Here is a 25,105-nt window from a genome sequence, read left to right as displayed (position 1 = left end):
ACGTGATCGCGGTCACCTGAGACAACGATGTCCCGAAAGTTTCCGGGAGAGGACGACATCGTGTCAATACCCCTTATCACTTCGGTTCAGAAGGCCGAAAAGACTTCCGGACACTCGTTGACAACGTTGACTCAGAGGGGCAGGGTGAGCCACACCACCGCTCGGTGTCATCCCACCGGCGCACCGGGCGAGATCGGAGACCCCCATGCCCCGACCTCCGCGCGCCGTCCCTGCGGCGCCCACCGCCCCGGCGGTGACCGCCGCGCCGCCCGGCACCGCCACCGGCCGGGGGCTCCGTACGGCGCCGCACCCCCGGGACCGGGAAGGACGGACCGTCCGCCCGGTGTCCCCGAACGGTGGGGCACAATGAGACCGCCCCGGGCGTGCGCGCCCGGGTCGGTCACATCGTCGGAGAGAAGATGCCAGTGTCGGTGAACCACAGCGACGTCCCCCGTGCCGCGTCCGAGCAGCCGCGCCGGGCCACCATGCGCGACGTCGCCGCCCTGTCCGGGGTGAGCATCAAGACCGTCTCGCGCGTCATCAACGGTGTGCCCTCGGTCTCCGACGAACTGCGCGACCGCGTCACCCGCGCGATCGTCCAGCTGGACTTCCAGCCCAACCTGGCGGCGAGCAGTCTGCGCCGCACCGACGGGGCGACCCGCCAGATCGCCCTGCTGTTGGAGAACGTCGCCAACCCGTTCTCGGCCACGTTGAGCCGGGCCGTGGAGGACGTGGCCCGCGAACACGGCACCCTGGTGTTCGCGGGCAGCCTCGACGAGGACCCGCGGCGGGAGATGGAGCTGGTGCGCGCGGCCACCCTGCACCGGGTGGACGGGATCCTGCTGGTCCCGGCCGGCCGGGACCACGGGTATCTGCACCGGGAGATCCGCAACGGGACCCCGGTGGTGTTCGCCGACCGGCCGCCGCGCGGCCTGGCCGCCGACGCGGTGCTGGCCACCAACGCCGAGGGGGCGCGGGAGGCGGTGCTGCACCTGGCCGACCACGGCCACACCGAGATCGCGTTCCTGGGCGACGAGCACCTGATCAGCACGGCGACGGAACGTCTGGCGGGCTACCGGGCGGCCCTCGCCGAACGGGGCCTGCCCGAACGGCCGGGCCGCGTGGTGTGGGACCTGCCCGACCCGGAGAGCGCGGCGCGCGCGGTGGCGCGGATGCTGGATTCGGCGGACCCGCCGACGGCCCTGTTCACCGCGCAGAACCTGGTGACGATCGGCGCCATCCAGACCCTCCAGGAGCGGGGGCTCCACCGGGAGATCGCGGTGGTGGGGTTCGACGACTTCCCGATGGCCGACCTGCTGATGCCCCGGGTGACGGTGGTCGCCCAGGACGTGATGCGGATCGGCGCGCTGGCGGTGCGCCGCCTGTTCGAGCGCATCGCGGGCGACACCTCCCCGCCCCGCGAGGAACGGGTGCCCACCACCCTGATCGTCCGCGGATCCGGCGAGATCCCGCCGCGCTGAACCAGCGCGGGACGGCGCGCGCGGCGCCGTCCCGAACGGGGATCAGGTGAGCGAGGAGTAGGCGACCACGCCGCGGCGGACCAGGTCGGAGGCCTTACGGGCGGTGGAGCGGACCTTCTCGTCGGCGGTGGCGCCGGCGATCTGGCCGAGCATGTCGACCAGCATCTTGGCGGTGCGCACGAAGTCGCCCGCGGGCATGTCGGCCTGGCGCAGGATGGCGTCGAGCCGGTCGCCGCGCGCCCACCGATGGGCCGTCCACACGAACCCCAGGTCGGGGCGGCGCAGGAACGACACCCGGTGGCGGGCCTCCACCTCGTTGAGCTCGCCCCACAGCCGCACCATCTCGGCCAGGGTGTCGTCCACCCGCCCCCCGGGCAGGCGCGGGTAGGCCTCCTCGTTGCGGCGCGCCTCGTACACCAGGGACGCCGCGCAGGACGCCAGTTCCACCGGGGTGAGGTCCTTCCACAGCCCCCGCCGCAGGCACTCGGCGACCAGCAGGTCCAGCTCCGAGTACACCTTGGCCAGGCGTGCGCCGCCGTCGGAGACGTCGTCGCCGTCCAGGTACCCCAGGTCGTCCAGCACACCGCACACCCGGTCGAAGGTACGGGAGATGACGTGGGAGCGCCCCTCCACCCGGCGTCGCAGGGAGTCGGTCTCGCGCTGGAGTCGGTGGTACCGCTCGGCCCAGCGGGCGTGGTCCTCCCGGTCGGCGCACCCGTGGCAGGGGTGTTCGCGCAGGGCCGCGCGCATGCGGAGCGTCTCGGCGTCCTCTCCCCCGCCGCGCGAGCCCCGCTCGTGGACGGGTTCGGTGCCCTGTTCCTCAAGTTTATTGCGCAGTGTCGAGGCCAGGTCCTGGCGCGAACGCGGTGACTTGGACGAGAACGACTTGGGGATGCGCATCCGCCCGGACGGGCGCACCGGGATCGTGAAGTCGCCGGCGTTGATCCGCTTGACCTGCTTGTCCACGGTGAGCACCAGCGGCGCGGGCAGGTCGTGGCGCAGCCCCGGGTCCAGGACGACGGCGTGGCCGGTGTGCCGCCCCGAGGGGATGCGGATGATGTCGCCGGGCTTGAGCTTCTCCAGGCTCTCCAGCGCCTCCTCGCGCCGTCGCACGGACCGGGTCTTGGACAGCATCGACTCGTGGTCGCTCAGGTCCCGCCGCAACCGGGCGTACTCCATGAAGTCGCCCAGGTGGCACTCGGCGGACTTCGCGTAGCCCTCCAGCGCCTCCTCGTGCTTGCGGAGCTGCTTGACCAGCCCCACCACCGCGCGGTCGGCCTGGAACTGGGCGAAGGACTCCTCCAACATGGTGCGGCTGCGCCGCCGCCCCACCTGGCCCACCAGGTTGACGGCCATGTTGTAGGACGGCTGGAAGCTGGAGTTGAGCGGGTAGGTGCGGGTGCCCGCCAGGCCCGCGATGGTCTCGGGGTCGCTCCCGGCCTGCCAGACGACGACCGCGTGCCCCTCCACGTCGATGCCGCGTCGTCCGGCGCGGCCGGTGAGCTGCGTGTACTCACCGGGGGTGAGCTGGACGTGGGCCTCGCCGTTCCACTTGTCGATCTTCTCGATGACCACGGTGCGGGCGGGCATGTTGATGCCCAGCGCCAGGGTCTCGGTGGCGAACACCGCGCGGATCAGTCCGCGGGAGAAGAGGTGCTCGACGATCTCCTTGAACGTCGGCAGCATCCCGGCGTGGTGGGAGGCGATCCCGCACTCCAGGGCGCGCAGCCACTGGTCGAACCCGAGGACCGCCAGGTCGGCGCCGGGGATGTCGGCGCAGCGGGTCTCGGCGTACTCGCGGATGATCCCGGCCTCCTCGGGGCTGGTCAGGACCAGACCCGAGGACAGGCACTGGCGGACGGCGTCGTCGCACCCGGCCCGGCTGAAGATGAAGGTGATGGCGGGCAGCAGCCCCAGATCGTCGAGTTCCTCGATGATGGTGGGGCGCGAGGGCGGCGCGAACCGACTGCGCGGGCGCATCGGCCCGCGCGCCCGCGACTGCGGGTGCCGGCGCCGATGGGCGAGCTGGGTGACGCGGGAGTCCTCCTCGGCGATGCGCGACAGGCGCGGGTTGATCCGCAGCGTGTGGCCGCCCACCTGGATCTCGCGGGGTTTCCATCCCTGGCGGCGGTCGCGCCTGCGCTTCTTGCCGCCCCTGCGCCCCGTGGCCGACTCCGCGTCGCCCTCGGCCGTTTCCCCCGCGGTCTCCTCGGTGTTCTCCTGGAGGTCGACGAACAGGTCGTGGACGCGGTCGCCCACCATGACGTGCTGCCACAGCGGTACCGGGCGCTTCTCGTCGACGATGACGGTGGTGTCGCCGCGCACCTGCTGCAACCACTCGCCGAACTCCTCGGCGTTGGACACCGTGGCCGAGAGGGCGACCATGCGCACCGACTCGGGCAGGTGGATGATCACCTCCTCCCAGACCGCGCCGCGGAACCGGTCGGCGAGGTAGTGCACCTCGTCCATCACCACGTAGGCGAGCCCGCCGAGGGTCGCCGAGCCCTCGTAGAGCATGTTGCGCAGCACCTCGGTGGTCATGACGACCACCGGGGCCTCACCGTTGACGCTGTTGTCACCGGTCAGCAGACCGACCCGGTCGGCGCCGTAGCGGGCGACCAGGTCGTTGTACTTCTGGTTGGACAGCGCCTTGATGGGCGTGGTGTAGAAGCACTTGGTGCCCTCGGCCAGGGCGAGGTGGACGGCGAACTCGCCGACCACCGTCTTGCCCGACCCGGTGGGCGCGGCCACCAACACCCCGTGGCCGTTCTCCAGGGCCTTGCAGGAACGGATCTGGAAAGGGTCGAACTCGAACCCGTACAGCCCCTGGAAGGCCTCGATGGCGGGGCTGGAGGCGCCCTGGCGCCGACGGAAGGCGGCGTACCGCTCAGCGTGACTACTCATATGCCTCCAGCCTATGAGGTCAGCTCCAACATCTCGACCGACTTCGGCACCACCTCGCACACCAGGGGCGGTTCGCCCAGGCGTTCCCCGTCGATGTAGACCGGTACGGACTCGGCGCGGACCGTCACGGTGCGTCCGCGTTCGACGAGGACCTCGGGCAGGTCGAGGTGGCCGCCGGTGAACACCAGGGGGAACAGGCGCAGGAAGCGGCCCATGGGCGCCTCCTTGAGGAAGACCACGTCGATGAGCCCGTCGTCGGGTTCGGCGGCGGCGCACACCTTCATGCCGCCCCCGTAGGAGCTGGTGTTGCCGATCGCGACGAGCATGCCGGGTCCGTCGACGCGGCGTCCGTCCACGTCGATCTCGTAGTGGACGGGCCGGAAGGCGCGCATTTCGGCGAGCAGGCCCACGAGGTAGCCGACCCGGCCGACCTTGAACCGGAACCCGTTGACCCGTTCGTTGACGCGGGCGTCGAACCCGCAGGCGAGCACGCTGAGGTAGTGGCGGCGGGTGCCGTCGGCCAGTTCCACGCGCACGCAGTCGACCGAGCGGGTGCGTCCGCGCAGGACGGCGGCGGCCAGGTCCTGGGCGGAACCGCGGAACCGCCCGAACGCGCGGGCGATGTCGTTGCCGGTGCCGGTGGGCACGACGGCCAGGGGGACCCCGGTGCCGACCACACCCTGGAGGGCCTGGTGGACCAGACCGTCGCCGCCGACGGCGACGAGGGCGTCGGGGTCGTCGGCGGCGGCCAGACGGGCCATGCGACGGCTGTCGGCGGCGGACTCACCGCTGTAGACGTGAACGCGGGCCCCGGCGTCGCGCAGCGCCTCCTTGAGGCGGACGGCGGTGACGGCGGCGCGGCGTCGTCCGGACCTGGGGTTGACCAGAAGGGCGATGTGAGGGGGCATGGGGGTCCTTCGCTACCCGGTGCGGGAAGGGTGTACGGGACGGCTCGGGGAGGCCCGTACACCCTCACGCCCGGGTGTGTCCGGACCGCTCAGGAGGCGTCGGTCTCCCGGGCGGCCGCGGCGGCCTCCTCGCGTTGACGGCGATGGTACTCCTCCATCGCCCTGGGGCTGTTCAGCGGGGAGGGCACCCAGCCCACCTCGACGTCGACCTCGCCGCGCTGGATCCTGGCCTCCTCCTCGGTGAGGTACTCCTCGGGGATGTCGAACTCGCCGTCCCGGGCGCCCAGGACGAAGGCCTCCCACTCGGCGGGGGTGAAGAACAGGGTGCCCTTCTCGGGGGACTTGCCGTCGCGGACCGCGCGGAAACCGTCGTCGAAGGTGGCCACCTCGACGATCGCCTCGGAGTCGGGGTTGGACAGGGAGGAGCGCATCCACACCGCGTCGGTGGTGTCGTGCCACTTCTCGTTGCCCATGGCCTCGGGCGGGAGTTCCCGCGCGGCCTCGGTCTGCTCGCTCATCGAAACTTCCTCTTCCTACGACCGGAGTCGGCGATGGGGCCCGAAGGATTCCCGTCGCCGACCCTAGCGTCTGCGCGGCGCGCTCAGGAGCGCTTGCCCGCTTCCTCCTCGAAGTCGGGATCGTCCAGGGAGGAGGGCGTGTCGTCGATCTCGGAGATGTCGTCGTCGGACAGACCCTCGTAGGGGTCGTGTCGCCTCTTGCGGCGGTCGTTGAGGAACGCGAACAGTTCGGCGCACTCGAACAGGACCACCAGGGGCACCGCCAGGGCGAGCATGGAGATCGGCTCGGCGGGGGTGATCACCGCGGCGATCAGGAAGGAGGAGAAGATGATGACCCGACGCCACTTGGCGATGGCGGCGTGCGGGAGGATCCCGACGACGTTGAGCAGGGCGACCAGCAGCGGCAGGACGAAGCCCAGGCCGAACATGGTCATCATGATGAGCATGTAGCTCAGGTACTCGTCGATGGTGAGGAACGTCAGCGCGTCCGGCGGCAGGAACCCGAACAGCATGGTCAGCGCGAACGAGGTGATGTAGTACGCCAGCGCGGCGCCGACGGTGAACAGCAGCGCCGCCAGGGGGGCGAAGACGTAGGCGTAGCGCTTCTCCCGGTTGTGCAGCGCGGGCGCGACGAACGCCCACACCTGGTACAGCCAGAAGGGGGACGAGACGATGGCCCCGACGAACAGCCACACCTTGAAGGCGACGAAGAACGCGTCGAAGGGGCCGGTGACGATGAGGGCGCACCCGTCGGGGTCGACGGCCTGCGACTCGGGCAGGGAGCAGTAGGGGGCCTTGAGGAACTCCCACACGTAGTCGTAGACCAGGTAGCCGACCACGCACCCCAGGGCGAGCGCGATCACCACCTTGACCACGCGGCCGCGCAGCTCGCGCAGGTGGTCCATGAGCGGCATCCGGGCCTCCGGGTTGGCCGCCGTGCGTCGGACCCTCATCGTCCGGTCACTCTTCTCTCCTCGGGGCCGCACCCCTGGTGGGCGGGGTGGGGCCGCTGACGACCGTTCGGCGCGGCGCCCTCGCGGCGCCGCGCCCCGGGGGCGGCGCCGAGCGCCGCCGGCCGGTGTGGGCCCTAGCGGTTGTCGTAGGTCCGGTCGGTGGTCTCACCGGACTCGTTGACGATGCGCTGGCCCGGGGGCAGCTGGGGGTAGGACTGGGCCTGCGGCTGCTGGTGCTGCGGAGTCTGCGCCTGGGCCTGCTGCGCCTGCGCCTGCGGCTGCTGCGGCGGGGCGGAGGTCTCGGCGGACTCGTTCTCCTCGTCGATCAGACCCTTGCTCTCGGCCTTGAGGATGCGTGCGCTGCGTCCCAGCGAACGGGCCAGGTCCGGCAGCTTCTTCGCGCCGAACAGCAGCAGGGCCAGGATCACCAGGATGGCGATGGTAGGTCCGTTGAACGGTCCCATGGTTCTACCTCTCTATGGGGCGCGACCAGGCGCCTTCGATGGTACGCGCACCGGGCGCGGAACCGTCACGTACCGGACGTACCGGTTCCGCCGTGGCCGAGGAGCGGACGTGCCTCGTCGCCCGCCCGGTGCTCGTCCGACGCCCGCGCCACCTGTCGGGCAAGCGCGCCCGCCGCCCGGCGCACGCGCGTCAGCAGGACGCCGATGACGACGATTCCGAGCACGAGCGCACCGAACAGGACGGTCAGGACGATCACGCTTGTACCTTATCCGTTTCGCTCCGACCTACACCCGACCCCCCGGTGAACAGCCGCGCCTCACTCGTGCGACGCCTCGGTCTCGACCGGTTTCCCCCGGGTTCACGCGGTGCGGTACCGCTCCAGGGTCCTGCGCGCCTCGGCCCGGGCCTCCTCCGCCAGCGCGGTGGGGGCGACGATCCGCCCCCGGGGCCCCAGGCGCAGGGCCAGGCGCACCACCCACGCGGGCGCGGGGGTGCGCAGTGCGGCGCGGACCCCTCCCCCGGGCAGTTCGGCGATCGACTCGCACACGTAGTCCTCGGTGATCCAGCGGGCGGAGGGCTCCAGGTCGAGGGTGACCAGGGCGTCGCGGTCGGAGAGCTGGAGCAGTCCCGCGGACAGGTCGCGGCGGCCCACCCCCGCGGGCACCTCGGCCGGGTAGGGCAGCACGGTGAGTTCCAGCACCCGGTCCAACCGGAACATGCGCACGTCCTCGCGCAGCCGGCAGTACCCCTCCAGGAAGGTGTGACCGTCCTGGACGACCAGGCCCAGGGGGTCCACGTCGCGTTCGGTGACCTGGTCCAGGTAACCGGACAGATAGCGCAGGTGCAGGCGCTGCCCCGACTCCAGCGCGTCGGCGCAGCGCCGCTGGGTCTGTGCGATCTGCTCGTCGTCGGAGTCCTCCAGCCGGACCTGGACGGAGTCGGCCAGGGAGCCCAGCGCGGTGCCGGCGGCGGTGCGCAACTTCTCGGAGACCCGCTTGAGCGCGCCCGACTCCAGCCCCTCGGCCTCGGGCAGGGACTCCAGCAGGGACAGGCCCACCACGAGGCTGGCGGCCTCGTCGGCGGTCAGCCGCAGCGGCTGGGCCAGGGTGTCGGCGTTGCCGATGATGATCTCGCCGGTCTCCCTGGCGGCGTCCAGGTCGACCTCGATGAGGTCGCCGGGGGTGTAGCCGGGAAGACCGCACATCCACAGCAGGCTCAGGTCGGCGACCACCTGCTTCTCGGTCAGCCCGAAGTGCGCGGCCACCTCCGGCACCCGCACGTCCCGGCCCAGGGCGTAGGGGACGAGCATGAGCAGACGGCGCAGCTGGTCGGCGGAACGGGGGCCGCGCGCGGGTCCGGTGTGCTCCTCGGCCGGGAGGACAGGGGTCGGTGACTCGACGGGCGGCGCGGCGTCGACGGTCGCCGTGAGGTGCTCGACCATCGCGGCGCGGGCCTCGGCGGGTTCGACGATGACGGCGTTGGCGCCGTAGGAGGCGACGTGCTCGACCAGGGCCGGGACGTCGGTGTAGGGGACGGTGAGCACGTCCCGGCCGCCCCCCGAGCCGTCGCGTTCGCCCGGCACCACGCGCAGTGCTGCGCGGCGCAGGGCGTGGGCGGTGTCGGTGCGCACCCGCACCGTGGCGGTGGCCTCCGGTTCGGACCGGTGGCCGGCCACCACGGACCGCAGGTCGACGCCGTCGGGGACGACCACGTCGGGGCCGCCGCGCAGGATCTCCACCTCGCCCCGGATCCGGCCGAGCCGGAACACGCGCTGGGCGTCGCGCCGCCGGTCGTGGCCGACCACGTACCAGTGGCCGCGCAGGTTGACGATGCCCCAGGGTTCGATCTCGCGGTGCTCGGGTGCGGCCTGGCCGGGTTTGCGGTAGTCGAAGGTGATGGGGCGCCGGTCGCGCACCGCCTGCCACACCGGGCCGAAGGCGTGCTCGTCGGTGCGCATGGCGGGGGTGAGGCCGGGGGCGGCCTCGGTGTCCACGGGCACCCCGGCCGAACGGAGTTTGAACAGGGCGTTGGCGGCGGCCTCCCCCAGGGAGGCGTGCCGCCAGGCGCGGGCGGCCAGGCCGAGCACCAGGGCCTCGTCGGGCAGCAGCTCGATCTCGGGCAGCTCGTAGTCGGCCCGGGAGATGCGGTAGCCCTCCTCGCCGCTGATGGCGTCGCCGGTGCCGACCTGGATGGGGATGCCGCTGTCGCGCAGTTCGCGCTTGTCCCGCTCGAACATGCGCTTGAACGCCTGCTCGCTCTCGGCCTCGGCGTAGCCGTGCACGGTCTGCCGGATCTCCTGGGCCGTCAGATGGCGGCGCGTGGACAACAGACAGATGACCAGGTTCAGCTGTCGTTCCGTCTTCCTGCGCGACATCGCCCGCACCCTCTTCTCGCCCGCGTGTGGAAAGCGGTCGGCGGCGGGTGCGCGCCGTGGCGCGTCGTCCCCGTTCCGACTCAGCAATGAAGGTACCGTGCTCCGCATGATCCGGTGGCGCCGTGGCGAAGTCCGTGAACTCCTCCCCTCCTGGCCGGGGGTGAGCGTGTGCCTGGTCACCGTGACCGAAGGCGACGGCGGGAAAAGGTCGTGCAGGGCGTTGGCCTACACCGACCTGGTGGGCGAGCCGCGTCCGGGGGACGCGGTCCTGCTCAACACCGGGGCGTTGGACCTGGGGTTGGGCACCGGCGGGTACGCGCTGGTGGTGGCCCTCCCCGATCGGCTCCCCGCGGACCGGGAGGGTCCGGGGCACCTGGTCAAGGCGCGGTACACGCCGTTGCAGGCGACCGTGGAGGGCGCCGACGAGCAGGACTCCCCGCACCACGCGACGCTGCGCGACGCGGATGGGGTGGCGGGGATGCCGGTGGTGGTCGCCGACCTGCACTCGGCGCTGCCCGCCGTGCTGGCCGGGGTGCTGCGGGACCGGCCCGGGGCGCGGGTGGTGAACGTGATGACCGACGGCGGCGCGCTGCCCGCCGCCTTCTCCCGCACCCTGGGGGTGCTGCGGGAGGAGGGGTTGTTGGCGGGCTGTGTGACCACGGGTCAGGCCTTCGGCGGCGATCTGGAGGCGGTGACCGTGCACTCGGGGCTGCTCGCGGCCCGTCACGTGCTGGACGCCGACGTGGTGGTCGTCTGTCAGGGGCCGGGCAACCTGGGCACGGGGACGCCGTGGGGGTTCTCCGGGGTGTCCTGCGGTGAGGCGGTGAACGCGGCGGCGGTGCTGGACGGGCGTCCGGTGGCGTCGTTGCGGCTCAGTGAGGCCGACCCGCGCCCTCGGCACCTGGGGGTGTCCCACCACAGTCTGACCGCCTACGGCCGGGTGGCGTCGGCCCGCGCCGACGTGGTGGTGCCGCTGTTGCCGGGGGTGTTCGGGGAGCGGGTGCGCGCCCAGGCCGCGCCGCTCGGCGACCGGCACACGCTGGTGGAGGTGGACGTGGAGGGGCTGGAGGACGCGCTGCGGGCGCTGCCGATGAAGCCGTCCACGATGGGGCGCGGTCTGGAGGAGGACCGGGCGTCGTTCCTCGGCGCGGCCGCCGCCGGCCGCCACGCCGCCTCCCTCCTCTGAGCGGGGGCGTCCACGGGTCGCGGAGGCCGGCGAGGAGAGGTCCGGGGGTCCGTGTCGCCGGTGCCACCCCCTTTCGCCCGTTCCCGTTCTCCGGGTGTCTCAGCCCGGACCGGAACGGAGCGGGGGACGCCCCCGGGGTTCCGAACGTCGGAGGAGTCGCCGGCCGGGGGCGGCGCGGGGTGACGGGGCGATGTCAGGTGCGCAGGAGTGACTCGGGGTCGGGGGCCTGGCCGGGTACCGGCAGGGGACGCGCGGCGGCGGGGGTGTGCGGGGAGGGTTCGTCGAAGAACGCCCCGGGCCGGAACATGGCCAGGGAGGTCGGGTCGGCGCGCACCCCCTCGTCCACGCGGATGGCGTCGGGCACGAACACCGTGCCGTCCCCGCAGGTCACACCCCAGACCCGACCGGGACCGACGGCGACCACCCCGCCCGGGGCCTCGCCGACCGGCCCTTCGGCGAGCGCTCCCCCGCACAGGGTGATGCGGGCCCCGCCGAACATCGCGAAGGCGCCCGGGTAGGGCGCGGCCAGGGCCCGCACGAGGCGGTCCACGTCGCGGCCCGAGGCCGTGAAGTCGACGCGCCCGTCGCTGGGCCGACGGCGCGGCCACACCGACACGTGCCCGCGCTGGGGCCGGCGCGGCGCGGTCCCGGCCAGCAGGTCGTCGATGCGGCGCACCAGGAGTTCGGTCTGGCACCGGGCCACCCGGTCGTACAGTCCGGTGGCGGTGACGTCGGGTTCGACGTCGAACCGGACCTGGTCGATGATGTCGCCGGTGTCGGCGGGTCGGTCCAGGTGGAAGAGGGTGACGGCGCTGGCGCGCATGTCGCGCAGGATCGTCCACGGGATGGGGGCTCGGCCGCGTCCGACCGGCAGCGGTGCGGGGTGCAGGCCGACCCCGCCGAGCGGAAGCGCGGTCAGGAGGCGTTCGGGGGCGGGCCGGGACCAGCCGGCGACGATCAGCAGGGAGACGTCGTGCGCGGTGAGGGCGTCGCGCACCTCGTCCGAGTCCAGGTCGGCGGCGCGCAGGTGCGGCAGGTCGTGGCGGCGGGTGACGGCCTCGTAGTCGGTGTAACCGGAGCGGTGGGCGAGTTCGGCCGGGTAGGAGACCACCAGTCCGGGCGGTCGCCCCTGGGCGCAGAGTTCCTCCAGGGCGGGGATCCCCAGGCTCAGCCCCGATACGTAGCAGTAGCGCCGCCGGTCCACCACGGCCTCCCCCTCGCTCGGTCCACCGTTGGTGTCCACGACTCTACGCAGCGGTCCGGTGACGCCGGTGGAGGTGGCCCTCTTCTGCGTGTCCGCCGGGCGCGGGGCCCGGGAACGCGGAGGGCTCCCCCGGGCACGGCCCGGGGGAGCCCTCGGTGGAACGCGCGCGGGCGGTTACTCGTCGTCCTCCGCGGACTCCTCGTCCGCCGACTCCTCGTCCTCGGACGGCTCCTCCTCGGCGCCGTCCTCCGCGCCCTCCTCGGGCTCGACCGGCGGCGGGTTGTCGTAGGAGCCCAGGACGTCCACGACGAAGACCAGGGTTCCGGACGGGGCGCCCATGGCCTCCTCGTCGGTCTCGCCGTAGGCCAGGTCACCGGGCACGACCAGGAGCAGGCGGCTGCCGACCTTCTGGCCGACGATGCCCTCGTCCCAGCCCTTGATGACGGAGCCGGCGCCGATGGTGGTGTCGAAGGGGACGCCGCCGCGGCTCCAGGTGGAGTCGAACACCGGGTGTTCGCCGTTCTCGTCGGCCTCCCAGCGCGTTCCGCTGTACTGGACGATGACCTGCTGGCCCTCCTCCACCTCCTCGCCCGAGCCCTCGATGAGGGGGACGATCTCCAGTTCCTCGGGCGCGTCGCCCTCGGGGACCTCGATGGTGGGTTCGCTGTGGCCGTCCTGGGTCACGGTGGGCAGGCCGTCACCGCCGTCGGTGGTCTGCTCGCCCGGCACGACCGAGCCCTTGCCGTGGCGGGCCATGACGTCGACGACCAGGACGCTGGCGCCCGTCTGGGGCTCCTGGCCCATGGACACGGCCTGGGCCTGCTCCTCCTCGGTCAACGGCGGGAAGACGTACATCGCCCGGCTGCCGACCGACTGGTTGACCAGCAGCGCGCTGATCTGCTCGGGCATCTGGTCCATGCGGATGAGGTCGGGCGCGCCGGTCTCGTAGCTGGACTGGCCCTCGACCTTCTCGCCCTCGCCGGGGCCGGTCCACTGGTACTGGACGACGTTGGCGATGACCAGGTCCTCGGCGCGGACCAGTTCCCCCTCGCCCGGGCCCTCCTGCACCACGCCCGACAGCTCCTCCTCGGGGGGCTCGATGTCGGGGAAGGTGATCTCGGGTTCCTCGCCGACCTCACCGGTGACACCGGGCAGCCGCGAATCGAGCTGTTCCCCGTCCATCTGCATGAAAGCGGGGGTGCGCCACTCTTCGGGGATGTTTCCGCAGCTTGAGACCGCCAGGGCGATGGCGGTCAGGGGCACCGCGAGGGCGGCGGCACGTCGGTGCATGAGTCACTACCTCTGTTTTCCGGCTCGGGACAGGGTCACACTACCGAAAAGCGCGACCGTGACCACCTCCCCGTAACGAGGAACATCGGTAACGAAACGTCCCCTCGCGCGGCTTTCCCCGCGACGACGGCGCCCCGGCGACGGAGGTTCCGTCGCCGGGGCGTTCGCGCGATGCCGGCCGTCACATGCCGGCGATGAGCTTCTCCACGCGTTCGTCCACCGACTTGAAGGGGTCCTTGCACAGCACGGTGCGCTGGGCCTGGTCGTTGAGCTTGAGGTGCACCCAGTCGACGGTGAAGTCGCGTCGCTGCTCCTGTGCGCGGCGGATGAACTCACCGCGCAGTCGGGCCCGCGTGGTCTGCGGGGGCACCGACTTGGCCTCGAAGATCTGCAGATCGCCGACCACGCGCTCCATCCGGCCGCGGTTCTGCAACAGGTAGAACAGGCCCCGGTCGCGATGGATGTCGTGGTAGGTCAGGTCGAGCTGGGCGATCCTCGGAGAGGACAGGGACAGGTCGTGCTTGGCGCGGTAGCGCTCCAGCAGCATGTACTTGGCCACCCAGTCGATCTCGCGGGAGACCGATTCCAGGTCCTGGCTCTCGACGGCCTCCAGGGTGCGCTGCCACAGTTCCAGGACGCGTTTGCCGGTGGCGTCGGTGCCGTGCCGGTCGACGTAGCTCTGCACCTTCTCCAGGTACTCGCGCTGGATCTCCAGCGCGCCGGCCTCACGGCCGTTGGCCAGGCGCACCTTGCGGCGACCGGTCATGTCGTGGCTGACCTCCCGGATGGCCCGGATCGGGTTCTCCAGGGTGTAGTCGCGCATGACCACGCCGGCCTCGATCATCCGCAGCACCAGGTCGGTGGAGCCCAGCTTGAGGAGGGTGGTGGTCTCGCTCATGTTGGAGTCGCCGACGATGACGTGCAGGCGGCGGAACCGCTCGGCGTCGGCGTGCGGCTCGTCGCGGGTGTTGATGATCGGCCGGGAACGGGTGGTGGCGGAGGAGACGCCCTCCCAGATGTGCTCGGCCCGCTGGCTGACGCAGTACAGGGCGCCGCGTGGGGTCTGGAGCACCTTGCCCGCACCGCAGATGATCTGGCGGGTGACCAGGAAGGGGATGAGGACGTCGGCCAGTCGACCGAACTCCCCGTGTCGTCCCACGAGGTAGTTCTCGTGGCAGCCGTAGGAGTTGCCCGCCGAGTCGGTGTTGTTCTTGAACAGGTAGATGTCCCCGGCGATGCCCTCCTCGTGCAGGCGCTGCTCGGCGTCGACCTGCAATCCCTCCAGGATGCGTTCGCCGGCCTTGTCGTGGGCCACCAGGTCCACGAGGCTGTCGCATTCGGGGGTGGCGTACTCGGGGTGGCTTCCCACGTCCAGGTAGAGGCGGGCTCCGTTGCGCAGGAACACGTTGCTGCTGCGCCCCCAGGAGACCACCCTCCGGAAGAGGTAGCGGGCGACCTCGTCCGGGGACAGCCGACGCTGTCCACGGAAGGTGCACGTGACCCCGTACTCGTTCTCCAGCCCGAAGATCCGTCGTTCCACGCGGCCTCACCAACTTCCCGTCACCGTTGGCGCGGACGACGGGGCCACGTCGTCCGCGCCGGCCCGGCCCGGTGCGGCGCCTCGGGGGTGCCGCACCGTGACCATCTGCTCATCGCTCAACAGGTCATGCGTCGGCCTCGTCGTCGGTGGAGGTCCCGTCGCCGGAGGCGCTCCGGGGGCCGCCGCGTCCCTCTTCGAGGAGGGAGATCAGACGGGGCCCCTGGATGCGGCGGAACTTGCGGTGTTGCCTGGACCGCTCCAGGATGGCGACCTCCAGGTTGGCGGCCTCCAGTTCGCGTTCTTCGCCGTTCTCCCTGGCCAGGGCGTGGGTGGCGGCGTTGATGGCGGCGGCGAGGGAGGCATCGGCGGCGAAGCGGTCCTTGAGCGACTGGGAGACGTGCTCGGAGGATCCGCCGACGGCGACGAAGCCCTGTTCGTCGACGATGGAGCCGTCGAAGGTGATGCGGTAGATCTCGTCGTCGTCGGGGGTGTCGCCGACCTCGGAGACGACGATCTCCACCTCCCACGGCTTGAGGCTCTCGCTGAACACGGTGCCCAGGGTCTGGGCGTAGATGTTGGCGAGTTGGCGTGCACTGACGTCGCGGCGGTCGTACTGGTACCCGCGCACGTCCGCGAAGCGCACGCCCATCAGGCGCAGGTTCTCGAACTCGGGGTAGCGGCCGACGGCGGCGAAGGCGATGCGGTCGTAGAGCTCGCTGATCTTGTGGAGGGTGCGGGAGACGTTGTCCGCAACCAGCAGGATGCCGCCCTCGTATTGCAGAACGACGGCGCTGCGGCCGCGCGCGATGCCCTTGCGCGCGTAGTCCGCCTTGTCCTTCATCTGCTGCTCGGGGGCGACGTAGAACGGCATCGACACCGCGGATCGTTTCCTTACCTAGATCGGGAGAAGTCCAATATCGGGTGGGCGGCTCAGGCCAGGGTGGCGGTGGGGCCCTCCGGGTGGACGGCGCGCCCCTGGACCACCTCGGTCGCCAGGCGGGCGACCTCGTCGGCGGGCAGACGGCGGTGACCGTCCGAGGTGATGACGTCGACCAAGGGGAAGATCTTGCGGTGCAGGTCGGGTCCGCCGGTGGCGGAGTCGTCGTCCGCCGCGTCGTAGAGGGACTCCAGGGCGACCTTGACGGCGTCGGTCTCGGCGAGGTCCTCGCGGTAGAGCTTCTTGATGGAGCCCTTGGCGAAGACCGAACCCGAGCCGATGGAGTGGTAGCGGTGCTCCTCGTAGCGCCCGCCGACCGCGTCGTAGCTGAACACACGGCCCTTGTCGTCGTTCTCGTCGTAGCCGACCAGGACGGGGACCACGACGAAGCCCTGGAGGGCCATGCCCAGGTTGCCGCGGACCATCTGGGCGAGCTTGTTCGCCTTACCTTCGAGGGAGAGCGACCGGCCCTCCATCTTCTCGTAGTGCTCCAGTTCCACCTGATAGAGGCGGGCCAACTCGATACCTATGCCGGCGGAGCCCGCGATGGCCACCGCCGAGAACTCGTCCGTGCGGAAGACTTTCTCCATGTCGCGGTTGGCGATCACGTTGCCCTGGGTGGCACGACGGTCGCCCGCGATCAGTACACCCCCGGGGAAGGTCAGCGCGACGATGGTCGTCGCGTCGGGGGTGAGGTGCTCGGCCGCGGCCCCCTGGCCCGGCAGGCCGTGGCCGGGCAGGAGTTCCGGCCTGACCTCACGGAGAAACTCGGTGAAGGACGAGGTCCCCGCACTGATGAAAGCGGCGGGCAACCCTTTGCCCTCGAACCCTTCGAACACGCGACTCCCTCCACTCGCGCCCCACCCCGACGCGGGGGCGGACGGGGCGCCTCGATCGTCTTGTCTTGATCACCGGCCGTCGGGTGCGACGGCCGGTCGGTCGGGATCGACCCTAGTCGTGCTCGCGGCGGGGCCGACGGCACCGGAGTGCGCTGTCAGCGAACCGTCGCGCGTGCGGTCTACTGGCCGCCCTTCTGCACGAACTGTCGAACGAAGTCCTCGGCGTTGCTTTCGAGCACGTCGTCGATCTCGTCGAGGATGTCGTCGACGTCCTCGTCCAATTGGTCCTTGCGCTCCTGAACGTCCGTGGAGGCCTCGACCTCCTCGACCTCTTCGTCGCGGCGCGAGGCGTGCTTCTGGCCGCCGGTGTCCTTCGCCATACCTGCTACCTCCCGTTCGGGGCTCTCGCCCTTATCTTGGCCCAACGCCGGGCACCTCAACCCCGTTCCCGGGGCCTGATACCGGCTGGTTACCTCGGATCACGGGGCGTACCGGCGTCCGGCGACGGGCCGCGACGTCCCCGTTTCCGGGCGCGTCGCGGTGGGAGACGGTCGGGTCGATCGAGGGCGCCGCCGTTCGCCCACGCGAAGTTACCGATGGGTCACAGTCCTGACCTCCGTTGTTACGTCTTCGTGTTTGATCGATCACCCTGAGCGCCCGAAATGCGTGGCCGCATCCGGCCACGGAACACCTCTTGACGCGAAGGGTTCGACGCCTTCCGCGGATGATCTTCGCGAGGAAGCGACAGGTCAGAGCACTCGTGACATTCCGTGATCATTCACCTTTCATCGGGTGACCCGATGAATGAATCCACCCGTGAACGAACGATCCCCCTCTCCGACTTCCGCTCATCGAAACGGGCCCCTAGGGTGTGGACTCGTTTACCGAACGTCTCGAAACGAGGACTTTCGGTGAACATGACCCCCGTTCACGACAAAGGAGAGTTCAGGGTCCATGAGACCTTTCCCCACCATCTCCGCGATCGGGACCGGCGCTCTGGCCTTCGGGCTGGCGCTCGCTCCGGGAGCCGACGCCGCACCCCTCCCCGCCGCACCCGGACCCCAGGGTGAGGCGACCATGACGGAGGCCCTCGCCAGGGATCTCGGCCTCACCCCGCTCGGGGCCGAGAACCTGCTGGAGGCCCAGGAGGAAGCGCTGAAGATCGACGCCGAGGCCACCGAGGCCGCCGGCGACGCCTACGGCGGTTCGCTGTACGACATCGAGACCCACGAACTGACGATCCTGGTCACCGACGCCGACGCCGCCTCCGCGGTCGAGGCCGTCGGCGCCGAGGCCGTCGTCGTGGAGTACGGCGTCGAGGGTCTGGACGAGATCGTCGAGGCCCTCGACACCGCCGGCGCGCCCGAGGGCGTCACCGGCTGGTACCCGGACGTCGCCGACGACACCGTCGTCGTCGAGGTCCTGGAGGGCGCCGACCCCGCCGGGCTCCTGGAGTCCGCCGGGGTCGACCCCGCCGCCGTCGAGGTCGTCACGACCGACGAGGCACCCGAGCTGTACGCCGACATCGTCGGCGGTGCGGCCTACCACATGGGCGGCGGACGCTGCTCCATCGGCTTCCCCGCCACCGACTCGGCCGGCGAGCCGGGCTTCGTCACGGCCGGCCACTGCGGCGCCGCGGGCACGTCGGCGAGCAGTGCCGACGGCTCCGGGTCGGGCGTGTTCGACCGCTCGGTGTTCCCGGGCAGCGACAGCGCCTTCGTCCGGGCCACCTCCGGGTGGAACCCGACCGCTCTGGTCAGCCGGTACGACGGCACCCACCAGACCGTCTCGGGCTCGTCCCAGGCGCCGATCGGATCGGCCGTGTGCCGGTCCGGCTCCACCACCGGTTGGCACTGCGGCACCATCCAGGCCCGCGGCCAGACGGTGAGCTACCCGCAGGGCACCGTGCGGAACCTGACGCGCACCACCGTGTGCGCCGAGCCCGGCGACTCCGGCGGCTCGTTCATCTCCGGCTCGCAGGCGCAGGGCGTCACCTCCGGTGGCTCCGGCAACTGCTCGTCCGGCGGCACCACCTACTACCAGGAGGTCGCCCCGATGCTGAGTTCGTGGGGCCTGAGCCTCAGGACCGGCTGATCCGTGGAACAGGACGCCCCCGCCCCGGCGGGGGCGTCCTCGTCCGCGGCTCCCCCTTTGCCGCCCGTCCGGCGTCGCCGGACGGGCGGGGCCGTGACCGCGGAAGAGGGGATCGCGGTAGGGCACCGGGGCGGCGCGTGTCGTCGGCCCGTGCGAGGCGGTGGACCGCGGGGGTGCGGGCGGACGGGCCCGGCAAAGGAGGCGGGGGATCCGATCGGTGGGAGCGTGCCGCGCGCCGGGACGCCTACGCGGCATCGGCCTTTCGATCGCTCACGGCGGCATGAGGACGGCCGGAGAGGGCGAGGGCGAGTGCTCGGATGATCCCAGGTGGTGACGGAGCGGGAAAGCGGGCATACCTGGCGTCACGAACCTCTCGGGTTCGCTCCCCCGTCCCTTCCCACAAGGAAGTGCCCCCCATGAAGTACCCCCCCGTTCTGGCCGCGCTGGGCCTGGTCGCCGCGGTGCTCGCGGCCCCCGCTCCCGCGACGGCCGCCCCCTCCCCCGCCGAGCCCGTCGCCGACGATCCCGTGGCCGCCCTGGTCCGGGACATGGACCTGACCGAGACCGAGGCGCACGACCTCCTGGCGGCGCAGGCCGTCGCCGGGGAGATCGACGCCGAGGCCGCCGACATCGCCGGCGACGCCTACGCGGGCTCCTCCTTCGACATCGACACCCACGCGTTGACGGTGCTGGTCACCGACTCCGGGGTCGCCTCGGCGGTCGAGGCCGCCGGCGCCGAGGTGGTGGTCATCGACACCGACCCGGCGGACACCGTCCGCGCCCTGGACGCCGCCGCGGTGCCCGAGGGCGTCGTCGGTTGGTATCCCGACTCCGACACCGTCGTGGTGGAGGTGATGGCCGGGAGCGGGATCGACGCCGGGGACCTGGGCGTGCCCGACGACGCCGTGCGCCTGGTCGAGACGGACACGCGCCCGAGGACCTACGGGCAGATCATCGGCGGGCGCCCGTTCGTCGTCAACGGCGTTCGCTGCACCATCGGCTTCTCCGCGACCGGAGGGCGCGACGCGCGGGGCTTCCTGACCGCCGGACACTGCGGGCGGGTCGGGCAGGTCCTCCAGGGTCCCGACGGTCCCGTCGGGGTGTTCCAGCACTCGGTCTTCCCCGGGCGTGACGGCGCGTTCGTGCGGGTCTACGACCCGTGGCGGGTGACGAACCTGGTGGACCGGTACGACGGCACGTTCGTTCGGGTGACGGGTTCCAACCCCGCGCCGGTCGGCTCGGCGTTGTGCCTGTCCTCGTCCACCCACGGGTGGCGGTGCGGCACCCTCCAGGCCCGCGACCAGACGGTCACCTACCCGCAGGGCAGCGTGCAGGGCCTGTTCCGGAGCACCTTGTGCGCGGGTCCGGGTGACTCGGGCGCGCCGATCGTGGCCGGGAGCCAGGCGCAGGGGATCGTTTCGGGGGGTTCGGGTTCTCCCGGTACCGGGTGCACCACATTCGGACAGGAGGTCAATCCTTTGTTGTCATTGTGGGGGCTGACCCTGGTCACCTCCTAGACCCCGGAGGATCCGACTTTACCCCCCGGTAAGAGGTCGCTCGATACAGCGGGACGGTCGTCCGATATTCGGCGGCCGTCCTGTCCTTTTCCCCGACCGTTCGTCTTGGGAGCGTTCCCCTCCGGAGGCGTGCTCCGCGTGGTCCTCCGTCGCCCAGGGGTCGGGATCCCTCGAATGTGAACGCGGTGACCTCGAATGTTACCGAGGTGTAGCCGAGCGATCACGAAGGGGACGGTGTCCCGGTGGCCGCATCCGGCCACGTTGCCCCCCTTGAAATCCCCACCTTTACTCGCTGGGTAACCGGACGACTGCGGAAAAAGACAAGGTCGTTCAACCTTCGACTACCAACAGCCACCACGGTACCCGGTTTCATCGGATGATCCGGCGTCGACTTGAATGCTTTCTCGACAAAGCGGGTCTTTCCCTCGCCAAAATGTGCACTTATGGTTTGGAATCGTTTACTGAACGTCTTGGTGAACTCCGGGGAATGGACCAACTCCATCCTCCGGAAGGGATGTCCGCCCCCACAGGAACGGACTCCCATTCCCCCGTCACTCCCCCTGGAGAGTAGGGATCATGCGACCCTCCCCCGTCATCTCCGCCGTAGGAACGGGAGCCCTGGTCTTCGGCCTGGTGCTCGCGATGTCCCCCGGCGCCTACGCGGCCACCACTCCACAGGCCCCCGTCGCCGATGACAACAGCGCCACCATGCTGGAGGCATTGGCCCGGGACCTCGACCTGACCGCCACCGAGGCCGGCGACCTCCTGGACGCCCAGGAGGCGGCCCTGGACGTCGACGCCGAGGCCACCGAGGCCGCCGGCGACGCCTACGGCGGTTCGCTGTACGACATCGAGACCAACGAGCTCACGATCCTGGTGACCGACGCCGACGCCGTCGCGGCGGTCGAGGCGGCCGGCGCCGAGGCCACCGTCGTCGACCACGGCACCGAGGGCCTGGCCGAGGTCGTCGAGGCCCTCGACGCGGCCGAGGTCCCCGAGGGCGTCCTGGGCTGGTACCCCGACGTCACCGGTGACACGGTCGTGCTGGAGGTCCTGGAGGGCGCCGACGTGGCGGCCCTGCTGGCCGACGCCGACGTCGACGCCTCCGCCGTCGAGGTCGTCACGACCGACGAGACCCCCCAGCTGTACGCGAACATCATCGGTGGTCTGGCCTACTACATGGGCGGCCGCTGCTCGGTCGGCTTCGCGGCGACCAACAGCGCCGGCCAGCCCGGCTTCGTCACCGCCGGCCACTGCGGCCGGGTCGGCACCAACGTCACCATCGGCAACGGCACCGGCGTCTTCGAGCGCTCGGTCTTCCCCGGTAACGACGCCGCGTTCGTGCGGGGCACCTCGAACTTCACCCTGACCAACCTCGTCTCCCGCTACAACAGCGGCGGCAACCAGACCGTGACCGGTACCACGCAGGCCCCCATCGGCTCGGCGATCTGCCGCTCCGGCTCCACCACCGGCTGGCGCTGCGGCACCATCCAGGCCCGCAACCAGACGGTCAACTACCCGCAGGGCACCGTCTACTCGCTGACCCGTACCACCGTGTGCGCCGAGCCCGGCGACTCCGGCGGCTCGTTCATCTCCGGCTCGCAGGCGCAGGGCGTCACCTCCGGTGGCTCCGGCAACTGCTCCTTCGGCGGCACCACCTTCTACCAGGAGGTCATGCCGATGGTGAACTCGTGGGGCGTGCGGATCCGCACCAGCTAGTCGCTCCCGCCATCCCCATCCCCGGTGTCCCCGCCCGCGCCCGCCGCGCGGGCGGGGACACCCCCTTTCTCCGGGGTGGCCCATCCGGGCTCAGGCCCGATGGGCGATCCCCCCGTCCAGCACCGTCAGCCACGCGTCGACGGAACGCAGATCGTCCGGGGTCAGACCCTCGATGTCGCGGTCCAGGACCACGATGTCGGCCAGGTACCCCGGTTTGAGCGCGCCGAGCCGGTCCTCCACGCCCAGCGCGTGGGCGGCGTCCAGGGTGTGCGCCCGCAGCGCCTCGTGCAGGGTGATCGCCTGGTCGACCCCGATCCCGTCGCCCTCGCGGGTGAGGCGTCCCACGGCGTTGGCGATGGTGTCCATCGGCCGCAGGCTGGACACGAAGGCGTCGCTGGACAGCGCCGGGCGCAACCCCAGGTCGATCTCCTCGCGCATCGGCTGGAGTCGGTGGGCCCGGTCGCCCAGGCGGCGCAGGAAGTCCCCACCGCTGTCGTAGAGGAAGTTGGGCTGGTTGATCGGGATGACCCCGTACTCGGTGAACCGCTTGGCCTGCTCCACCGTCGGGTACCCGCAGTGCTCCACGCGGGGCCGCGGATCGGGCCCGGAGACCTTCGCCGCCGAGGCGATCGCGGCCAGGGTGTGCTCCATGGCGGCGTCGCCCTGGGTGTGGATCGCCACCTGCCAGCCCTCGCGGGCGGCCCGGGTGACCAGGTCCACCAGTTGATCGGGGTGGTGGTACAGGCTTCCGGCGAACTGACCGTGCTCGCCGTAGGGGACGGTGAACTTCGCGGTGCCGCCCAGGAGGGTGCCGTCGGAGTAGAACTTCATGCCGGTCAGCCGCAGCCACTCGTCCCCGAAGGGCGAGGCCAGACCGGCCCGGGTGAGGTCGTCGAGCTGGTGGGAGAGCGGCATCCCGAAGGTGCGCAGCGGCAGCGTTCCGGCGGCCCGCGCGGCCCGGTACACGCGCAGCTCGCGCGCCGACACCTGCGGGTCGCACACGGTGGTCACACCGGCCGACAGGTAGGGGCGGGCGGCGTCGGCCAGCCAGCCCAACAGGTGCTCGGTGGGCAGGTCGGTGTGGAAGTTGGGGCCGTGGCAGCCGATGTCGACGGCCAGCGGCAGCAGCAGTTCCATGGCGGCGTCGGTGACCATGCCGGTGAGGCGACCGCCCTCGTCGCGCACGAACGAACCGCCCGCGGGGTCGGGCACGTCCTCGCCGATCCCGCTCCAGGCCAGCGCCGCCGAGTTGACGACGGCCTGGTGACCGGACACGTGGTAGACGATGACGGGGTGCTCGGTGGTGGCCGCGTCCAGGTCGCGCCGGGTGGGACGTCCGCCCGGGTACTTGGCGTCGTCCATCGAGAAGGCGCGGATCCACTGACCGGCGGGGGTGCGGGCGGCCTCGGCGGCCAGCGCCGCGACCAGTTCGGCGGCGCTGCCCACCCGGGGGTAGCGGGCGTCGACGGCGGCCAGGGACTCGGCCGTGGACAACAGGTGGTTGTGCGGGTCGATGAACCCGGGCAGGACGGTGCGCCCACCGGCGTCGACCTCGACGGCGCCCGGTCCGGCGGCGGCGCGGGCCTGCTCGACGGCGCCCACCAGACGGACGCGGCCGTCGCGCACGGCCACCGCCTCGGCGCGGGGACGGGCCTCGTCCATGGTCAGGACGGTGGCGTTGTGGATGAGCAGGCCGGGCACGGCTTCCTCCTCGTTGGAGTACGGGTGGGGAGCCCCGGGACGGAGCGCAGGACGGGCGGTCCGTCCCGGGGCGGACGGGAAGGGCGGGGTCAGGCCGCGGATTCGAGCAGGTCGGCGTCGCGGTGTCGGGGCGCCTTGGCCAGGCAGACGATGCTGACCACGGCCATCGCCATGAGCAGTCCGGCCACCGGCAGGATGCTCCCGGTCGCCGCGTACAGGGCGGTGCTGACCAGCGGGGACAGGCCACCGAAGATCGCGCCGGCGACCTGGTAGGCGATGGAGATGCTGGTGTAGCGGGCGCGCGGCGGGTACATCTGGGCGAGCACGCGGGCGATGGGTCCGTAGACGGTGGCCATGGCCAGGCGCATCAGGCACAGGACGAGGAAGATCAGCCCGACGCTGCCGGTCTCCAGGACCAGGAACTGGGGCACGGCCAGGACGATGACGCCGACCAGGCCGATGGTGATCACACGGACGGTGCCGTAGCGGTCGCCCAGCCAGGACACGGCCAGGGTGGCGACGAGTTCGACGAACGCGGCCAGGCTCAGACCGTTGAGGATGACCTGCTCGCTGATGCCGACCTCGGTGACGCCGTACCCCTGGAGGAACGTGGTGACGATGTAGTAGCCGCCGACCGCGACCGGCAGGATGCCGATGCCCAGCAGCAGTGGCCGCCAGGAGGTGCGCAGCGCCTCGCGGACGGGGAGTTCGCTGGGTTCCTCACCGTTCCGGACGGCCTCGAAGACCGGGGACTCCTCGACCTTGAGTCGGATGACCAGGCCCACCAGGACCAGCAACACCGAGGCCAGGAACGGCAGGCGCCATCCCCAGTCGTAGAGGATCTCGGTGTCCCAGGCGGCGATGAGGCTGAACGAGCCGGTGGCCAGCAGGGCACCGGCGGGGTTGCCGAGCTGGGCGAAGGCGCCGTAGAAGGTCTTGCGGTCCTCGGGGGCGTGCTCGACCGCCATGAGGACGGCGCCGCCCCACTCGCCGCCCACCGCGATGCCCTGCACGAAACGCAGGACCACCAGCAGCAGCGGGGCGACGAACCCGATCTGTTCGTAGGTGGGCAGCAGGCCCACGCAGAAGGTGGCCACTCCCATCATGAGCAGGGTGATGACCAGGGCGGACTTGCGGCCCAGGCGGTCACCGTAATGGCCGAAGACGATCCCGCCCAGCGGACGGGCGAAGAAACCGACGGAGAAGGTCGCGAAGGAGGCCATGAGGCCGACGACCGGGTCGGTCCCCGGGGGGAAGAACTGGGTGGCGAACACCAAGGCCGCCGCCGTGGCGTAGACGTAGAAGTCGAACCACTCGATGGTGGTGCCGACGAAGGCCGCCACGGCCGCACGCGCGGGGTGCGGGGACGTGGGGGCGGTCCGCTCTGACATGGGAACTCCGATGGCGCGTGGCGTGGTCGTCGGTGACCACGGCCGATGTGATCCGGGTGTTGTCGTGACGGTAGACACCCCGTG

The 25,105-nt window shown here is 71.5% G+C and carries 20 protein-coding genes; 5 read left to right on the top strand and 15 right to left on the bottom strand.

Annotated features, from left to right (window positions below; genetic code table 11):
* Positions 1 to 419 precede the first annotated feature (419 nt).
* Positions 420 to 1,481, top strand: a complete 1,062-nt coding sequence (locus tag PWG71_RS19685) for a LacI family DNA-binding transcriptional regulator (protein ID WP_274811368.1) — start codon at positions 420 to 422, stop codon at positions 1,479 to 1,481.
* A gap of 42 nt (positions 1,482 to 1,523) precedes the next feature.
* Here the strand turns inward: PWG71_RS19685 and PWG71_RS19680 are convergent, their stop codons facing one another.
* The 7 genes from PWG71_RS19680 to PWG71_RS19650 form a co-directional block, all read right to left on the bottom strand.
* Positions 1,524 to 4,385 carry a DEAD/DEAH box helicase gene (locus PWG71_RS19680; RefSeq protein ID WP_274811367.1) on the bottom strand — a complete coding sequence of 954 codons (2,862 nt, stop codon included), beginning with the start codon at positions 4,383 to 4,385 and terminating at the stop codon, positions 1,524 to 1,526.
* A gap of 11 nt (positions 4,386 to 4,396) precedes the next feature.
* Positions 4,397 to 5,293: a diacylglycerol/lipid kinase family protein gene (locus PWG71_RS19675; protein WP_274811366.1), complete on the bottom strand. Its 897-nt coding sequence runs from the start codon at positions 5,291 to 5,293 to the stop codon at positions 4,397 to 4,399.
* A gap of 89 nt (positions 5,294 to 5,382) precedes the next feature.
* On the bottom strand, positions 5,383 to 5,811 hold the full coding sequence (locus PWG71_RS19670) for a DUF397 domain-containing protein (protein ID WP_274811364.1): 429 nt from the start codon (positions 5,809 to 5,811) through the stop codon (positions 5,383 to 5,385).
* Between the two features lie 83 nt (positions 5,812 to 5,894).
* Positions 5,895 to 6,725: a twin-arginine translocase subunit TatC gene (gene tatC, locus PWG71_RS19665; protein WP_274811411.1), complete on the bottom strand. Its 831-nt coding sequence runs from the start codon at positions 6,723 to 6,725 to the stop codon at positions 5,895 to 5,897.
* Between the two features lie 173 nt (positions 6,726 to 6,898).
* The gene (gene tatA / locus PWG71_RS19660; protein WP_274811363.1) at positions 6,899 to 7,228 is read right to left on the bottom strand and encodes a Sec-independent protein translocase subunit TatA; all 330 of its coding nucleotides are present in this window, start codon (positions 7,226 to 7,228) and stop codon (positions 6,899 to 6,901) included.
* A gap of 65 nt (positions 7,229 to 7,293) precedes the next feature.
* Positions 7,294 to 7,485, bottom strand: a complete 192-nt coding sequence (locus PWG71_RS19655) for a hypothetical protein (RefSeq protein ID WP_274811362.1) — start codon at positions 7,483 to 7,485, stop codon at positions 7,294 to 7,296.
* Between the two features lie 102 nt (positions 7,486 to 7,587).
* Entirely contained in the window at positions 7,588 to 9,603 is a 2,016-nt protein-coding gene (locus PWG71_RS19650) for a helix-turn-helix transcriptional regulator (RefSeq protein ID WP_274811360.1), read from the bottom strand.
* Positions 9,604 to 9,709: 106 nt separating this feature from the next.
* Here PWG71_RS19650 and PWG71_RS19645 point away from each other — a divergent pair, with 106 nt between their 5' ends.
* On the top strand, positions 9,710 to 10,789 hold the full coding sequence (locus PWG71_RS19645; RefSeq protein WP_274811358.1) for a DUF3866 family protein: 1,080 nt from the start codon (positions 9,710 to 9,712) through the stop codon (positions 10,787 to 10,789).
* Between the two features lie 193 nt (positions 10,790 to 10,982).
* Here the strand turns inward: PWG71_RS19645 and PWG71_RS19640 are convergent, their stop codons facing one another.
* The 6 genes from PWG71_RS19640 to PWG71_RS19615 form a co-directional block, all read right to left on the bottom strand.
* Positions 10,983 to 11,996 (bottom strand): methionyl-tRNA formyltransferase, encoded by a 1,014-nt coding sequence (locus tag PWG71_RS19640; RefSeq protein WP_274811410.1) that lies wholly within the window; start codon positions 11,994 to 11,996, stop codon positions 10,983 to 10,985.
* A gap of 171 nt (positions 11,997 to 12,167) precedes the next feature.
* Positions 12,168 to 13,283, bottom strand: a complete 1,116-nt coding sequence (locus tag PWG71_RS19635; RefSeq protein ID WP_274811356.1) for an FKBP-type peptidyl-prolyl cis-trans isomerase — start codon at positions 13,281 to 13,283, stop codon at positions 12,168 to 12,170.
* 181 nt (positions 13,284 to 13,464) lie between these two features.
* Complete coding sequence (gene pafA, locus PWG71_RS19630; RefSeq protein WP_274811354.1) at positions 13,465 to 14,823, bottom strand: Pup--protein ligase; 1,359 nt, start codon at positions 14,821 to 14,823, stop codon at positions 13,465 to 13,467.
* Between the two features lie 124 nt (positions 14,824 to 14,947).
* Positions 14,948 to 15,700 (bottom strand): proteasome subunit alpha, encoded by a 753-nt coding sequence (gene prcA / locus PWG71_RS19625; RefSeq protein WP_274811353.1) that lies wholly within the window; start codon positions 15,698 to 15,700, stop codon positions 14,948 to 14,950.
* 53 nt (positions 15,701 to 15,753) lie between these two features.
* Complete coding sequence (gene prcB, locus PWG71_RS19620; RefSeq protein WP_274811352.1) at positions 15,754 to 16,599, bottom strand: proteasome subunit beta; 846 nt, start codon at positions 16,597 to 16,599, stop codon at positions 15,754 to 15,756.
* Positions 16,600 to 16,778: 179 nt separating this feature from the next.
* The gene (locus tag PWG71_RS19615) at positions 16,779 to 16,979 is read right to left on the bottom strand and encodes a ubiquitin-like protein Pup (protein WP_073382115.1); all 201 of its coding nucleotides are present in this window, start codon (positions 16,977 to 16,979) and stop codon (positions 16,779 to 16,781) included.
* A gap of 574 nt (positions 16,980 to 17,553) precedes the next feature.
* Here PWG71_RS19615 and PWG71_RS19610 point away from each other — a divergent pair.
* The 3 genes from PWG71_RS19610 to PWG71_RS19600 all read left to right on the top strand — a co-directional run bounded on the left by PWG71_RS19610 (position 17,554) and on the right by PWG71_RS19600 (position 21,929).
* Positions 17,554 to 18,693, top strand: a complete 1,140-nt coding sequence (locus tag PWG71_RS19610) for a S1 family peptidase (protein WP_274811349.1) — start codon at positions 17,554 to 17,556, stop codon at positions 18,691 to 18,693.
* Between the two features lie 416 nt (positions 18,694 to 19,109).
* Positions 19,110 to 20,210 carry a S1 family peptidase gene (locus PWG71_RS19605; protein ID WP_274811348.1) on the top strand — a complete coding sequence of 367 codons (1,101 nt, stop codon included), beginning with the start codon at positions 19,110 to 19,112 and terminating at the stop codon, positions 20,208 to 20,210.
* A gap of 576 nt (positions 20,211 to 20,786) precedes the next feature.
* Complete coding sequence (locus tag PWG71_RS19600) at positions 20,787 to 21,929, top strand: S1 family peptidase (RefSeq protein WP_274811347.1); 1,143 nt, start codon at positions 20,787 to 20,789, stop codon at positions 21,927 to 21,929.
* A gap of 90 nt (positions 21,930 to 22,019) precedes the next feature.
* On the opposite strand, the gene PWG71_RS19595 is transcribed toward PWG71_RS19600, so the two are convergent.
* Both PWG71_RS19595 and PWG71_RS19590 read right to left on the bottom strand, forming a co-directional pair.
* A complete protein-coding gene (locus PWG71_RS19595; RefSeq protein ID WP_274811345.1) occupies positions 22,020 to 23,630 on the bottom strand; it encodes an amidohydrolase in 1,611 nt (536 codons plus the stop codon).
* A gap of 89 nt (positions 23,631 to 23,719) precedes the next feature.
* Positions 23,720 to 25,021: an MFS transporter gene (locus PWG71_RS19590; protein ID WP_274811343.1), complete on the bottom strand. Its 1,302-nt coding sequence runs from the start codon at positions 25,019 to 25,021 to the stop codon at positions 23,720 to 23,722.
* Positions 25,022 to 25,105: the final 84 nt, after the last annotated feature.

Origin of the sequence: Nocardiopsis sp. N85 (assembly GCF_028882275.1) — a bacterium.
Taxonomy (GTDB): Bacteria; Actinomycetota; Actinomycetes; order Streptosporangiales; family Streptosporangiaceae; genus Nocardiopsis; species Nocardiopsis lambiniae.
Note: the sequence above shows the minus strand (reverse complement) of the source record. Positions and strands in the feature narration are given on the sequence as shown.